The 13226-nt window shown below is 61.1% G+C and carries 14 protein-coding genes; all 14 read left to right on the plus strand.

What is annotated here, in order from left to right; all coding sequences use genetic code 11:
- Positions 1–137 precede the first annotated feature (137 nt).
- Positions 138–443, plus strand: coding sequence for an STAS domain-containing protein (locus ACK59H_RS06665; protein ID WP_060476918.1), 306 nt, complete (start codon positions 138–140; stop codon positions 441–443).
- 8 nt (positions 444–451) lie between these two features.
- On the plus strand, positions 452–2143 hold the full coding sequence (locus tag ACK59H_RS06670) for a fused response regulator/phosphatase (RefSeq protein WP_060476917.1): 1692 nt from the start codon (positions 452–454) through the stop codon (positions 2141–2143).
- Positions 2144–2203: 60 nt separating this feature from the next.
- A complete protein-coding gene (locus ACK59H_RS06675) occupies positions 2204–2557 on the plus strand; it encodes an Hpt domain-containing protein (protein WP_060476916.1) in 354 nt (117 codons plus the stop codon).
- A 64-nt stretch (positions 2558–2621) separates the two neighbouring features.
- Positions 2622–3926, plus strand: a complete 1305-nt coding sequence (locus tag ACK59H_RS06680; protein WP_409264332.1) for a flagellar hook-length control protein FliK — start codon at positions 2622–2624, stop codon at positions 3924–3926.
- Positions 3927–4129: 203 nt separating this feature from the next.
- On the plus strand, positions 4130–4627 hold the full coding sequence (gene fliL, locus ACK59H_RS06685) for a flagellar basal body-associated protein FliL (protein ID WP_060476914.1): 498 nt from the start codon (positions 4130–4132) through the stop codon (positions 4625–4627).
- Positions 4628–4636: 9 nt separating this feature from the next.
- The gene (gene fliM / locus ACK59H_RS06690) at positions 4637–5605 is read left to right on the plus strand and encodes a flagellar motor switch protein FliM (RefSeq protein WP_060476913.1); all 969 of its coding nucleotides are present in this window, start codon (positions 4637–4639) and stop codon (positions 5603–5605) included.
- Positions 5606–5652: 47 nt separating this feature from the next.
- Positions 5653–6117, plus strand: a complete 465-nt coding sequence (gene fliN / locus ACK59H_RS06695) for a flagellar motor switch protein FliN (RefSeq protein WP_060476912.1) — start codon at positions 5653–5655, stop codon at positions 6115–6117.
- A gap of 12 nt (positions 6118–6129) precedes the next feature.
- Entirely contained in the window at positions 6130–6576 is a 447-nt protein-coding gene (fliO, locus tag ACK59H_RS06700; protein WP_060476911.1) for a flagellar biosynthetic protein FliO, read from the plus strand.
- Positions 6576–7355 (plus strand): flagellar type III secretion system pore protein FliP, encoded by a 780-nt coding sequence (gene fliP, locus ACK59H_RS06705; protein WP_060476910.1) that lies wholly within the window; start codon positions 6576–6578, stop codon positions 7353–7355. Before fliO ends, fliP begins: the two co-directional genes overlap by 1 nt.
- Positions 7356–7376: 21 nt before the next feature.
- Positions 7377–7646 carry a flagellar biosynthesis protein FliQ gene (gene fliQ / locus ACK59H_RS06710; protein WP_060476909.1) on the plus strand — a complete coding sequence of 90 codons (270 nt, stop codon included), beginning with the start codon at positions 7377–7379 and terminating at the stop codon, positions 7644–7646.
- A 7-nt stretch (positions 7647–7653) separates the two neighbouring features.
- Positions 7654–8430: a flagellar biosynthetic protein FliR gene (fliR, locus tag ACK59H_RS06715; protein ID WP_060476908.1), complete on the plus strand. Its 777-nt coding sequence runs from the start codon at positions 7654–7656 to the stop codon at positions 8428–8430.
- A 2-nt stretch (positions 8431–8432) separates the two neighbouring features.
- Positions 8433–9575 carry a flagellar biosynthesis protein FlhB gene (flhB, locus tag ACK59H_RS06720; protein ID WP_060476977.1) on the plus strand — a complete coding sequence of 381 codons (1143 nt, stop codon included), beginning with the start codon at positions 8433–8435 and terminating at the stop codon, positions 9573–9575.
- Between the two features lie 140 nt (positions 9576–9715).
- On the plus strand, positions 9716–11845 hold the full coding sequence (gene flhA / locus ACK59H_RS06725; protein ID WP_060476907.1) for a flagellar biosynthesis protein FlhA: 2130 nt from the start codon (positions 9716–9718) through the stop codon (positions 11843–11845).
- 11 nt (positions 11846–11856) lie between these two features.
- Positions 11857–13164: a flagellar biosynthesis protein FlhF gene (gene flhF / locus ACK59H_RS06730; protein ID WP_060476906.1), complete on the plus strand. Its 1308-nt coding sequence runs from the start codon at positions 11857–11859 to the stop codon at positions 13162–13164.
- The last annotated feature ends 62 nt before the right edge of the window (positions 13165–13226 follow it).

Here is a 13226-nt window from a genome sequence, read left to right on the forward strand (position 1 = left end):
TTACTACAGGTTTGAGCTCACATTCGAGTGGCGCGGGTGGACCCGCGAACAAGCCGCTGCAGGCTAGCTTGCTACCCCTGCGTTGGCCTGCTAAACCTTGAAGAGTTGCATTCGCCATCATCGAAGGAATCGCTAGCATGGCAGTCGAGACTGATTTTTCGCAGGACGGCAAAAAACTCACGATCAAGGTCAAGGGCCGTTTCGACTTCGGCAAGCATCAAGAATTTCGTGATGCCTACGAACGTCAACCGCAAAAGCCCGACTCTGTGGTGGTAGACCTCAAGGATGCGACCTACTTGGACAGCTCTGCACTGGGCATGCTGCTGTTGCTGCGCGACCACGCCGGCGGTGACGATTCGGACGTCCGTGTGGTGCATGCCAGTTCCGATGTTCGCAAGATCCTGGCCATCTCCAATTTCGAAAAACTGTTCGATATCAGTTGAGTGCCCAGATGCCGGCCGAACAGGCGTTGACCGTGCTGGTGGCAGAGGATGGAGCAGTCGATCGTCTGCTGCTGGCACAGATTGTCCGTCGCCAGGGCCACCAGGTATTCACCGCGGAAAATGGTGAACAAGCCGTCGCGCTGTTTGCCCAGCAGCGCCCGCAGCTGGTGCTGCTCGATGCCCTCATGCCGGTGATGGACGGTTTTGAGGCCGCGCGGCAGATCAAGGCCCTGGCGGGCGAAGCGTTGGTGCCGATCATCTTCCTGACCTCCCTCAGCGAGGAGGACGCCCTGGTGCGATGCCTGGAGGCCGGCGGTGACGACTTCATGGCCAAGCCCTACAGCGCAGTGATTCTGGGCGCCAAGATCCGCGCGATGGACCGCCTGCGCCGCCTGCAGGCCACAGTTCTGGAGCAGCGCGACCAGATCGCTCGCCACCACCATCACCTGCTCAACGAGCAGCGGGTGGCCAAGGCAGTTTTCGACAAGGTCGCACACTCCGGCTGCATCACCGCGCCGAACATCCGTTACCTACAGTCGCCCTATGCTTTGTTCAATGGTGACCTGCTGCTGGCCGCGTTCACCCCAGCCGGTGACATGCACGTGCTGCTCGGCGATTTCACCGGCCATGGGTTACCCGCCGCTGTCGGGGCAATGCCACTGGCTGAAGTGTTCTACGGCATGACCGCCAAGGGCTACGGCCTGGCTCAGATGCTGCGGGAGATGAATGCCAAGCTCAAGCGCATTTTGCCGGTCGACATGTTCTGCTGTGCGCTGTTGCTCAGGATGAGCGTGCAGCGCGGCGCGGTCGAGGTATGGAATGGCGGCATGCCCGATGGCTACCGGCTGTCGGCCGATGGCGCGTTGCTTGGGGCGATGGCCTCGCGGCACTTGCCGCTGGGCATTTTGCCGCCTGAGCGCTTTGACGATAGCACCGAAGTGCTGCCGCTTGCCGCAGGGGAGCGGCTATTGCTGCTCTCCGACGGTGTGGTCGATACCGCCGATGAGCACGACCGGCTTTTCGGGGTCGAGCGCCTGCGTGATGTGCTGGCCGCCAACCGCGTTCCGGCCCAGCTGTTCAACGAGGTGATGCAGGCGCTGGAGCAGTTCGGCGGGCGGCCCCGGGATGACATCAGTCTGTGCGACATTGCCATGTTCACGGCGCAAGACCGAGTGCCAGCGCCGACTTTGTACTCCGACAGTGGCCGTTCCAGTCCGCTGGACTGGTCGCTCGGCTTCGAACTGCGTGGCGAGAGCCTCAAACGGTTCAACCCGGTCCCCTACCTGGTGCAGTTGTTGCAGGAGATTCACGGTCTACGGCCCAGCACCGGTGCCTTGCACAGCGTGCTGAGCGAGCTGTACTCCAATGCCCTGGAGCACGGTGTGCTAGAGCTCGACTCGCGGTTGAAACGTGATGTGCAAGGCTTCGCCGACTACTATCAAGAGCGTGCCCGGCGCTTGGCCGAGCTGACGCACGGGTTTGTGCGCATCGACTTGAAAGTTGAACCGCTAGGCGCAGGTGGGCGTCTGACCATCGAGGTGCGGGACAGTGGTGCAGGGTTTGATGTGTGCGGTGAATTGTCGCGCCCAGAAGCGGATCAGCAACTGAGCGGACGCGGGCTGAAACTGGTGCAGCGCCTGGGCAGGAACGCTAAATGGAGCGACGGTGGCCGCTGTGCCTGCGTCCATTTCAAGTGGTGAAGCGGCTGGAGAGCCGCCGCACGGCTCAGGCATAATCTGGCTTGATCAGGGAGTGAACAAGTGACTGACATGCATATTGACCACAAAGTACTCAGCGATTTGCAAGAGGTCATGGAAGATGGCTACTTGCAGTTGCTGGAAACCTTTCTGGAAGACTCCGAGCGGCGTCTGAGCCAGCTGCACGAGGCCAAGAGTGCCGACGAGCTGGGCATGGCTGCGCATAGCTTCAAAGGCAGCAGTAGCAACATGGGCGCGGTGGGTCTGGCCGACTTGTGCCAACAACTGGAGGAGCGGGTTAAGGTGCGCCCTTTGTATGGTATCGAAGACCTGATCAATCGGATCGATCTCGAATACCTCGAAGTGCAACACTTCTATCGCGCGGAGCGTGAACGGGTTTCAGCCAGCCAACTGTAGTTGGCGCGACTTTTGCCTGTCTGTAGCCAGACAATAGTCCAGTTTCTGGCGCGGAGACCGTTTCATGCCTGTCGCACCCAATCCTTTGCTGCAAACCAACACCCTGAGCAAGCCTACAGGTGCTGGTGCCCCTCGGGCAGACAAAGCCCTGCAGCCGGTGGGTGAGCCAGGTGGCGGGTTCGATCAGGTCATGGCCCGGCAAAGCCACGACCCTGTGTCTTTGCGCAAAGACAAGGCTGTGCAGGCCGGCCCCAAGGACAAGCCCGACTTCGCAAAAGATGGCAAGCCGCAGGCTGCCAACAAGCCAACAATTGCCGATGACGGCAATAAGTTGCCGGCTGACGATGCGGCCCAAGCCGCTGCTGATCCTGCGCCCGCCAATGACTCAGGGTCGCTCGACGCCAATCTGGTCGCGGGCCAGGTAACCGATGCCCAACCTGGCGCACAATTGCTGCAGGCTCAAGCCGAAACCGTAGCGCCCATGTTGCAGGCCGCCAACCAAGCGCCAGCGGCTGACATCGCCGAGCCGTTGCCGGAGCAAGCCGAAACAGAGGCCTTTGACCCGGATGCCGACCCGCTGGCTAATCTGCCAGGGCTGCGCCTTGCCCTTGAACAAAATGCACAGGCCAAAGGCACCTCATCGGCGCATGCTAGCGATGGAGCCAGAGCACAGGGCCAGGAGACTCAGGCCGGCGTCAATCCATTGGCGACGATGGTCGACAACATCGAAGAGCAAGCCGGTAAATCCGAAACTGGCGACAAGGCTTTTGGCGCGCTGCTCGAGGATGGGCTCAAGGACACCAAAACCGCCAGTAGCGATACCCGTGTCGATGACTTCGCCAACCGCCTCGCCAATCTGACCCAGGCCGTGGCAGCCAAGGCTGCCAATGCACTGCCGGCAAGTGCCAATCCGTTGCACCAGCCACTGCAAATGAACCAGAGCGCCTGGGCTGAAGGTTTGGTCAACCGGGTAATGTACTTGTCGAGCCAAAACCTCAAGTCGGCGGACATCCAGCTGGAGCCCGCCGAGTTGGGTCGGCTGGATATCCGCGTGAACGTTGCGACTGACCAATCCACCCAGATCACCTTCGTCAGCGGCCATGCCGGTGTGCGAGATGCTTTGGATAGCCAGGTGCACCGTTTGCGCGAGCTGTTCGCCCAGCAAGGGTTGGCGCAGCCAGACGTCAATGTGGCCGATCAGTCGCGCCAGCAACAGCAGCAGGCGCAGCAAGATGCCTCGCAACTTTCGGGGGTGGCCGCACGCCGTGCCCAAGTTGGTGGGGGCGAGCAGGGCGAGCTTGGTGAAACGGGTCGGCCGGTCGAGCAACAGGTGGTCATTGGTGACAGCGCTGTGGACTACTACGCCTAAGCAGACTATTGCCGGCTCAGGTTTCTTCTTAGGTAAACCCCCACACAGGTTAGCCATCACCTCAAGCATGTGCCGGCTCAGTGTCAGCGGGTTTATCGGTGAAATCGCCATCACCGTAAAGCACTTGGTTACAGATCTGGCATAACACTTGCTCAAGCCACGTCATCCTCCTTTGAAACCCCGATGGACGACGGATTATTGGCATGGCGAAGAGCGAAGCAGTGAAAGACCCCGCCGCAAAAGGCAAATTCAAGTTGATCCTGCTGCTGGTACTGGCGCTGCTGCTGGCGGTCAGCCTGTCGGTGGGGGCCACCTGGTTCATCATGCATAAAAGTGAACCGGCCCCGGCCGCCGAAGCGGCTGCTTCCAACGTCAAGGCTCCCGCGATCTACGTGCCCTTGGCTCCGGCCTTCGTGGTCAACTTCAATCAGAACGGCCGTCAGCGCTACATGCAGCTGAGCATCACCTTGCAAGGCCGTAATCAGGCCGATCTGGATGCGCTCAGCGTGCATATGCCGGTGATCCGCAACAACCTAGTGATGATGTTCTCCGGTCAAGGTTTCGACACGTTGTCCGCCAGTTCGGTGGGCCAGGAGATGCTGCGTCAGAAAGCCACCGCAGTGGTCCAGGAAGTGGCGCAGAAAGAAGTCGGCAAGCCGGTGATCGACCAGTTGCTGTTCACCAATTTCGTATTGCAGTAGGAGTCCGCAATGGCCGTACAGGACCTGCTGTCCCAGGATGAGATCGACGCCCTGTTGCACGGCGTCGACGATGGGCTGGTACAGACCGAGAGCGTTTCCGAGCCTGGCAGCATCAAGAGCTATGACCTGACCAGCCAGGATCGGATCGTGCGTGGTCGCATGCCGACCCTTGAGATGATCAACGAGCGCTTCGCCCGCTATACCCGCATCAGTATGTTCAACCTGCTGCGCCGCTCAGCGGATGTGGCGGTCGGCGGTGTGCAGGTGATGAAGTTCGGCGAGTACGTGCACTCGCTGTACGTGCCGACCAGCCTGAACCTGGTCAAGATCAAGCCGCTGCGCGGCACCGCGCTGTTCATTCTCGACGCCAAGCTGGTGTTCAAGCTGGTGGACAATTTCTTCGGCGGTGACGGCAGGCATGCCAAGATCGAAGGCCGTGAATTCACCCCCACTGAACTGCGGGTGGTGCGCATGGTACTGGACCAGTGCTTCGTCGACCTCAAGGAAGCCTGGCAGGCGATCATGCCGGTCAATTTCGAGTACATGAACTCCGAGGTCAACCCGGCCATGGCCAATATCGTTGGCCCAAGCGAGGCGGTGGTGGTCTCGACCTTCCATATCGAACTGGACGGCGGCGGCGGCGACCTGCACGTGACCATGCCGTATTCGATGATCGAGCCCGTGCGGGAAATGCTCGATGCAGGCTTCCAGTCCGACCTCGACGACCAGGACGAGCGCTGGGTCAAAGCATTGCGCGAGGACGTGTTGGACGTCTCCGTGCCGCTGACCGCCACGGTTGCGCGCCGTCAGTTGAAGCTGCGCGACATCCTGCACATGCAAGCCGGTGACGTGATCCCGGTGGAGCTGCCCGAGCACCTGGTGTTGCGCGCCAACGGTGTGCCGTCGTTCAAGGCGCGCCTGGGTTCGCATAAAGGCAACCTGGCCCTGCAGATCATCGACCCGATCGAACGCCGCTAACGGCGTGCCGGTCGCTCTTTCCGAATTGAATGCCTGTAGAGGACATCATGGCTAACGAAAACGAGATCACTTCCCAGCAAGACCAGGCCTTGGCCGACGAGTGGGCCGCAGCCCTGGAAGAAACCGGTGATGCCGGGCAGGCCGACATCGATGCGCTGCTCGCTGCCGACAGCGGCAAACCGGGTGCCGGCCGCTTGCCCATGGAAGAATTCGCCAGCTCGCCGCGGCCTAACGAAAACGTCAGCCTCGAAGGGCCAAACCTGGATGTGATCCTGGACATTCCAGTGAACATTTCCATGGAAGTGGGCAGCACCGAAATCAATATCCGCAACCTGCTGCAGCTCAACCAGGGCTCGGTGATCGAGCTCGACCGCCTGGCAGGTGAACCGCTCGATGTATTGGTCAACGGCACGCTGATCGCCCATGGCGAAGTGGTGGTGGTCAACGAGAAGTTCGGCATCCGCCTGACCGACGTGATCAGCCCCAGCGAACGTATCAAGAAGCTGCGCTGAGTGAAGAGCACGATGCGGGCCGTGATGGCATCCGCCGCGCTGCTGGCCAGCGAAGTGGCCATCGCCGCGGCAACGCCTGCTGCCAGCCCGGTGGCAACGCCAGCCGCTGCGCCCGGCAGTTTGGGTGGGCAACTGGCGCAAATGGTATTCGGGCTGTTGCTGGTAGTGGGGTTGATCTTCTTCCTGGCCTGGCTGCTGCGCCGCATGCAGGGGGCAGCGCCCAAGGGTGGGCAGGTGATCGAGGTGATCGGCAGCCGTGCCATCGGCCCGCGTGATCGGCTGTTGCTGGTGCAGGTTGGCAAGGAGCAGATTCTCATCGGCCATAGCCCAGGCAGTATCGAGGCCTTGCACGTGTTGGCCGAACCCGTCGACGTGCCCGCCAGCGCCCGTCAGGCGACACCGGAGTTCGCCCAGCGCCTGATGGAGCTGATGGGCAAGGATCAGAAGGACAAGCAGTGATGACCCGCGCCTTGCGCCTGCTGTTGAAAACATCGTTCGGCACTTTGTTGCCCATTGCGCTGCTGTTGGCAGCCCCACTGGCCTTGGCCGCCGACCCGTTGTCGATCCCGGCCATAACCCTGTCAAATACCGCAGACGGGCAGCAGGAGTATTCGGTCAGCCTGCAGATTCTGCTGATCATGACGGCGCTGAGTTTCATCCCGGCGTTCGTCATTCTGATGACCAGCTTCACCCGTATCATCATCGTCTTCTCGATTCTGCGTCAGGCCCTGGGCTTGCAGCAGACACCCTCTAACCAGGTGCTGACCGGCATGGCGCTGTTCCTCACGCTGTTCATCATGGCGCCCGTGTTCGACCGGGTGAACCAGGATGCTCTGCAGCCCTACCTGAACGAGCAGATGACTGCTCAGCAGGCAATCGAGAAGGGCCAGGGGCCACTGAAAGACTTCATGCTGGCTCAGACCCGGCAGAGTGATTTGGACCTGTTCATGCGCCTGTCCAAGCGCACCGATATCGCCGGCCCCGATCAAGTGCCGCTGACGATACTGGTGCCGGCGTTCGTCACGTCGGAGCTGAAAACCGCGTTCCAGATCGGCTTCATGATCTTCATCCCATTCCTGATCATCGACATGGTGGTGGCCAGTGTGCTGATGGCCATGGGTATGATGATGTTGTCGCCATTGATCATCTCGCTGCCGTTCAAGATCATGCTGTTCGTCCTGGTCGATGGCTGGGCGCTGATCATGGGCACATTGGCCGGCAGTTTCGGTGGCATTTGACGCCGCCAAGGGGAGCCCCGCATGACACCTGAAGTAGCTGTCGACCTGTTTCGTGATGCGCTATGGCTGACCACTTTGATGGTCGCCGTACTGGTGGTGCCGAGCTTGCTGATCGGCTTGATCGTGGCGATGTTCCAGGCCGCCACGCAGATCAACGAACAGACCTTGAGCTTTCTGCCGCGCCTGCTGGTGATGCTGGTGACGCTGATCGTTGCAGGCCCGTGGCTGGTGCAGAAGTTCATGGAGTACATCACCGGCCTGTACACCAGCATCCCGCAGGTGATCGGTTGAGGCAGCCATGCTGGAACTGACCGATGCGCAGATTGGCACCTGGGTCGCCACCTTTCTGCTGCCGCTGTTCCGGGTGACCGCTGTGCTGATGACCATGCCGATCTTTGGCACGCGCATGCTGCCGGCACGCATCCGCCTGTACGTGGCCGTGGCCATTACCGTGGTGATCGTCCCGGCACTGCCGCCGCTGCCCACGTTCGACCCATTGAGCTTGCGCGGCCTGCTGCTTTGCGGGGAGCAGATCATCGTCGGGGCACTGTTCGGCTTTTCCTTGCAGCTGCTGTTCCAGGCATTCGTGATCGCCGGGCAGATCATCGCCGTGCAGATGGGCATGGCCTTCGCCTCGATGGTCGACCCGGCCAACGGTGTGAACGTGGCGGTGGTGAGCCAGTTCATGACCATGCTGGTCAGTGTGTTGTTCCTGCTGATGAATGGGCATCTGGTGGTATTCGAGGTGTTGACCGAGAGCTTCACGACCTTGCCGGTCGGTCAGGCGCTGGTGGTCAGTCATTTCTGGGAAATGGCAGGCCGCCTGGGGTGGGTGTTCGGGGCCGGCTTGCTGTTGATCCTGCCGGCGATCACCGCGCTCTTGGTGGTGAACATCGCTTTCGGCGTAATGACCCGTGCGGCACCTCAGCTGAACATATTTTCCATCGGTTTTCCGCTGACCCTGGTGTTGGGCATGGGTATCTTCTGGATCGGTTTGGCCGATGTGCTTTCGCACTATCAGGCCTTGGCCAGTGAAGCGTTGCAATGGCTGCGTGTGATGGCGAGGGCGCCCTGAGCATGGCTGAAAGCGAGAGCGGTCAGGACAAGACGGAAGACCCCACCGACAAACGTAAGCGCGACGCGCGCGAAAAAGGTGAGATCGCCCGTTCCAAGGAGCTCAATACCGTCGCCTCGACACTTGCCGGTGCCGGTGCGCTGCTGGCCTTCGGTGGCAACCTGGCGCAGACGTTGATGACGTTGATGCAGATGAACTTCTCCCTGAGCCGCGAGGTGCTGACCGACGAGCGCTCGATGGGCATGTTCCTGCTGGCTTCGGGAAAGATGGCGATCTGGGCAGTGCAGCCGATTCTGATGTTGCTGTTCGTGATTGCCTTCGTGTCGCCCATCGCCCTGGGTGGGTTCATTTTCTCGGGCAGTCTTTTACAGCCTAAATTCAGCCGCCTGAACCCATTGTCAGGGATCAAGCGGATGTTTTCGCTGAACTCGCTCACCGAACTGCTCAAGGCCATGGCCAAGTTCCTGGTCATTCTGGCGGTGGCGCTGGTGGTTTTGAGCAACGACCGTCAGGCACTGCTGGCCATCGCTAACGAGCCTTTGGAGCAGGCGATCATCCATAGCGTCCAGGTGGTGGGCTGGAGCGCCTTGTGGATGGCCGCCGGCTTGCTGCTGATTGCCGCGGCAGACGTGCCATACCAGCTGTGGCAAACGCAGAAGAAGCTGAAGATGACCAAGCAAGAGGTCAAGGACGAATACAAGGACAGCGAGGGCAAGCCGGAGGTCAAGCAGCGCATCCGTCAATTGCAGCGTGAAGTGTCGCAGCGCCGCATGATGGCTGCCGTGCCCGAGGCCGACGTGATCATCACCAACCCGACCCACTACGCCGTGGCCTTGCAGTATGACCCGCAGAAGGGTGGGGTGGCGCCGTTGCTGGTGGCCAAGGGTACTGACTTCATCGCCTTGAAAATTCGTGAAATCGGCGCTGAGCACAAGATCCAGATTCTCGAATCGCCGGCCCTTGCGCGGGCCATCTACTACTCCACCGAGGTAGAGGGCGAGATTCCGGCAGGGCTGTACCTGGCGGTGGCGCAAGTGCTCGCCTATGTGTTCCAGATCCGACAGTACCGGGCAGGCAAGGGCAAGCGGCCGGAGCCGCTCAAAGAAGACCTGCCGATTCCTCAGGATTTGCGGCGTGACAGCTGACATAAGTTCGTTTATGGCAGGTGTCACGCTCTGCCCCTGAGGCTTCAAATCCCTGAAGGCCACCAAAGTTGGAAAGCTTCTTGCAAAGCCACGCCCAAGCGCTCCCTGGGCGTCAAAGTTTTGCATCAAGAGGACTCGCGGTGGATCGCACTCAGTTAATCAGCAATGCCCGCAACAACCTGGCCGGGCTCGGCCGGGGCAACCTGGGTGTGCCGTTGCTGCTGCTGGTGATGTTGGCAATGATGATGTTGCCGATACCGCCGTTCCTGCTCGACGTGTTCTTCACCTTCAACATCGCGCTGTCGATCGTGGTGCTACTGGTCTGCGTGTACGCACTGCGCCCGCTGGATTTTGCCGCCTTCCCCACCATTCTGCTGGTCGCGACGCTATTGCGCCTGGCGTTGAACGTGGCATCCACCCGGGTGGTGATGCTCCATGGCCAGGAGGGCCATGGCGCCGCCGGTAAAGTCATCCAGGCATTCGGTGAGGTGGTCATCGGCGGCAACTATGTGGTCGGTGCCGTGGTGTTCGCCATCCTCATGATCATCAACTTCGTAGTGGTGACCAAGGGTGCCGGCCGTATTTCCGAAGTGAGCGCGCGCTTCACCCTGGACGCCATGCCCGGCAAGCAGATGGCCATCGATGCCGACCTCAACGCCGGCTTGATCGACCAGGCCCAAGCCAAGGCGCGACGCTCCGAGGTGGCTCAGGAAGCCGAGTTCTACGGTTCGATGGACGGTGCCAGCAAATTCGTGCGCGGTGACGCGATTGCCGGCTTGCTGATCCTCTTCATCAACCTGCTAGGCGGTATGCTGATCGGCATGCTGCAACACAACATGTCGTTCAGCGATGCTGGCAAGGTCTACGCCTTGCTGACCATCGGTGACGGTTTGGTGGCGCAATTGCCATCACTGCTGTTGTCCACTGCCGCTGCGATCATGGTCACCCGTGCCTCGGGCTCCGAGGACATGGGTAAGCTGATCAATCGGCAGATGTTCGATTCGCCCAAGGCGCTGGGGGTGTCCGCCGCGCTGATGATCATCATGGGCCTGGTGCCCGGCATGCCGCATATCGCCTTCCTGAGCCTCGGCCTGCTGGCTGGCGGTGGGGCATACCTGGTTTGGAAGAAGCAGCAGAAGGCCAAGCTCGAGGCGCAGAAAGAGGCCCAGCGGCAACAGGACCTGCTGCCCTCGCCGCAGCGCGCGCTGGACACCAAGGAATTGGGCTGGGACGACGTTACACCGATCGATATGATCGGCCTGGAAGTGGGCTATCGCCTGATTCCGCTGGTAGACCGCAACCAAGGTGGGCAGTTGCTGGCGCGGATCAAGGGGGTGCGCAAGAAGCTTTCCCAGGACCTGGGGTTTCTGATGCCAACCGTGCATATTCGCGACAACCTCGACCTGCAGCCAAGCGCCTACCGTTTGACGCTCATGGGCGTAATTCTGGCCGAAGCCGAAATCTACCCAGACCGCGAGCTCGCCATCAACCCGGGCCAGGTGTTCGGTAGCCTCAATGGCATCGCCGCGCGTGACCCGGCATTTGGCCTGGAGGCCGTGTGGATCGATATCGGCCAGCGCGCCCAGGCGCAATCCCTGGGCTATACCGTGGTCGACGCCAGTACCGTGGTGGCAACCCACCTCAACCAGATTCTGCAGAAGCACTGCCATGAGTTGATCGGCCACGAAGAGGTCCAGCAACTATTGCAGGTATTGTCCAAAGCATCGCCTAAACTTGCAGAGGAACTGGTGCCCGGTGTCATTTCCTTGTCGGGGCTGCTCAAGGTGCTGCAGGCGCTGTTGTCCGAACAGGTGCCGGTGCGTGACATTCGCAGCATTGCCGAGGCCATCGCCAACAACGCGAACAAGAGTCAAGATACCGCCGCGTTGGTTGCGGCAGTGCGCGTCGGATTGTGTCGCGCCATCGTGCAAAGCATTGTTGGCGTTGAGTCCGAGCTGCCTGTCATCACGCTTGAGCCAAGGTTGGAACAGATCTTGCTCAATAGTTTGCAAAGGGCCGGGCAAGGTCAGGAAGACGGTGTGCTTCTTGAGCCAAGCATGGCCGAAAAGCTGCAGCGCTCGCTGATCGAAGCCTGCCAGCGTCAGGAGATGCAGGGCCAACCGGCCATCCTTCTGGTCGCTGGCCCGATCCGGGCAATGCTGTCGCGTTTCGGTCGCCTGGCTGTACCGAATTTGCATGTTCTGGCGTATCAGGAAATACCGGACAACAAGCAAGTTACCATCGTTGCCACAGTGGGCCCCAACGGCTGAGGTAGTGGGTTATGCAAGTCAAGCGTTTTTTCGCCGCCGATATGCGTCAGGCCATGAAGCTGGTTCGTGATGAGCTGGGCTCCGATGCCGCCATCATTGGCAACCGCCGCATCGCCGGTGGTGTCGAGCTGACCGCCGCGCTGGACTACAAGTTGTCCGCGCTGGCCCCGCGCGTGCCTAATGCGGAGCTCGAAGAGGAGCTGCGCAAGACTCAGTCGCGTATAGCCACTGCCCAGGCAGAACTGGATAACCGCGCCGAGGCCAGCGAAGGTAATCGCCAATTGTTCGCCGGCCAGTCCTTGACCGCTGCCGAGCCTTTGATCGAGCCGCACGTCGACGTGCCGCCGCCAGCCCCGGCTGCGACGCAGCCGGCAGTCGACCCACGCCTTTTCGATGCCATGCGTTCGGAGCTGTCTGGGCTGCGCGAACTGCTGGAAGTGCAACTCGGTTCGCTGGCCTGGAACCAGCTGCAGGGCAGCAAGCCGGCCCAGGCCAACCTCTGGCGCCGCCTGCAACGCATCGGCCTGTCTGGCCCCATCGCCCGCGAGCTGCTCGAGCTGACCAATGGGATCGAAGAGCCCCGCCAGGCCTGGCGCATGCTGCTGGCGCACCTGGCGCGGATGATTGCCGTGCCGCAGGTCGAACCGATCGAGGAGGGTGGCGTCATCGCCATGGTCGGCCCGGCCGGCATGGGTAAAACCACTACCTTGGCCAAGCTGGCGGCGCGCTATGTGCTCAAGTACGGCCCGCAGAGCCTGGCGCTGGTGAGCATGGACAGTTTCCGCATCGGGGCTCAGGAACAACTCAAGACGTTGGGCCGCATCCTCAATGTGCCGGTCACCTACGTCGACCCGGGGCAGTCACTGGCCGCAGCGCTGGAGCCGCTGTTGCGCAAGCGTGTGGTGCTGATCGATACCGCCGGCCTGCAGGCCAGCGACCCGGCCCTGCGCATGCAGCTGGAAACCCTGGCTGGGCGTGGCATTGCCGCCAGGAACTACCTGGTACTGGCCACCACCAGTCAAAAGCAGGTGCTCACCGCTGCCTACCACAGCTACAAACGCTGCGGCCTGGCCGGCTGCATCCTGACCAAACTCGATGAAACGGCGAGCCTCGGCGACGTGCTGAGCCTGGCCATCAGTCATGAACTGCCCGTGGCCTACCTAACCGACGGCCCGCGTATTCCTGACGACCTGCACTTGCCGCGCCCGCACCAGTTGGTGACCCGCGCGGTCAATGTGCAGTTGCAGGACGAGCCCAGCGAGGAGGCTATGGCCGACATGTTCGCTGATCTCTACCACAATCCGCGGCGCGCGGGTTGAGGATGAAACGTATGCAAAGTACCTACATTCCGGGGGCTCAAGTGCTGACCCGCGTGTGGCTT

It is taken from the genome of Pseudomonas sp. KCJK9000 (genome assembly GCF_046230725.1).
Lineage (GTDB): Bacteria > Pseudomonadota > Gammaproteobacteria > Pseudomonadales > Pseudomonadaceae > Aquipseudomonas > Aquipseudomonas promysalinigenes.

Bases quoted from the DNA above. Each gene is read 5' to 3' on its own strand.
- fliP (WP_060476910.1), top strand. From the start codon at position 6,576: ATGACCCGCGCCTTGCGCCTGCTGTTGAAAACATCGTTCGGCACTTTG.
- fliO (WP_060476911.1), top strand. From the start codon at position 6,130: ATGCGGGCCGTGATGGCATCCGCCGCGCTGCTGGCCAGCGAAGTGGCC.
- flhF (WP_060476906.1), top strand. From the start codon at position 11,857: ATGCAAGTCAAGCGTTTTTTCGCCGCCGATATGCGTCAGGCCATGAAG.
- fliR (WP_060476908.1), top strand. From the start codon at position 7,654: ATGCTGGAACTGACCGATGCGCAGATTGGCACCTGGGTCGCCACCTTT.
- fliL (WP_060476914.1), top strand. From the start codon at position 4,130: ATGGCGAAGAGCGAAGCAGTGAAAGACCCCGCCGCAAAAGGCAAATTC.
- ACK59H_RS06670 (WP_060476917.1), top strand. From the start codon at position 452: ATGCCGGCCGAACAGGCGTTGACCGTGCTGGTGGCAGAGGATGGAGCA.
- fliM (WP_060476913.1), top strand. From the start codon at position 4,637: ATGGCCGTACAGGACCTGCTGTCCCAGGATGAGATCGACGCCCTGTTG.
- flhB (WP_060476977.1), top strand. From the start codon at position 8,433: ATGGCTGAAAGCGAGAGCGGTCAGGACAAGACGGAAGACCCCACCGAC.
- fliN (WP_060476912.1), top strand. From the start codon at position 5,653: ATGGCTAACGAAAACGAGATCACTTCCCAGCAAGACCAGGCCTTGGCC.
- ACK59H_RS06665 (WP_060476918.1), top strand. From the start codon at position 138: ATGGCAGTCGAGACTGATTTTTCGCAGGACGGCAAAAAACTCACGATC.
- ACK59H_RS06680 (WP_409264332.1), top strand. From the start codon at position 2,622: ATGCCTGTCGCACCCAATCCTTTGCTGCAAACCAACACCCTGAGCAAG.
- fliQ (WP_060476909.1), top strand. From the start codon at position 7,377: ATGACACCTGAAGTAGCTGTCGACCTGTTTCGTGATGCGCTATGGCTG.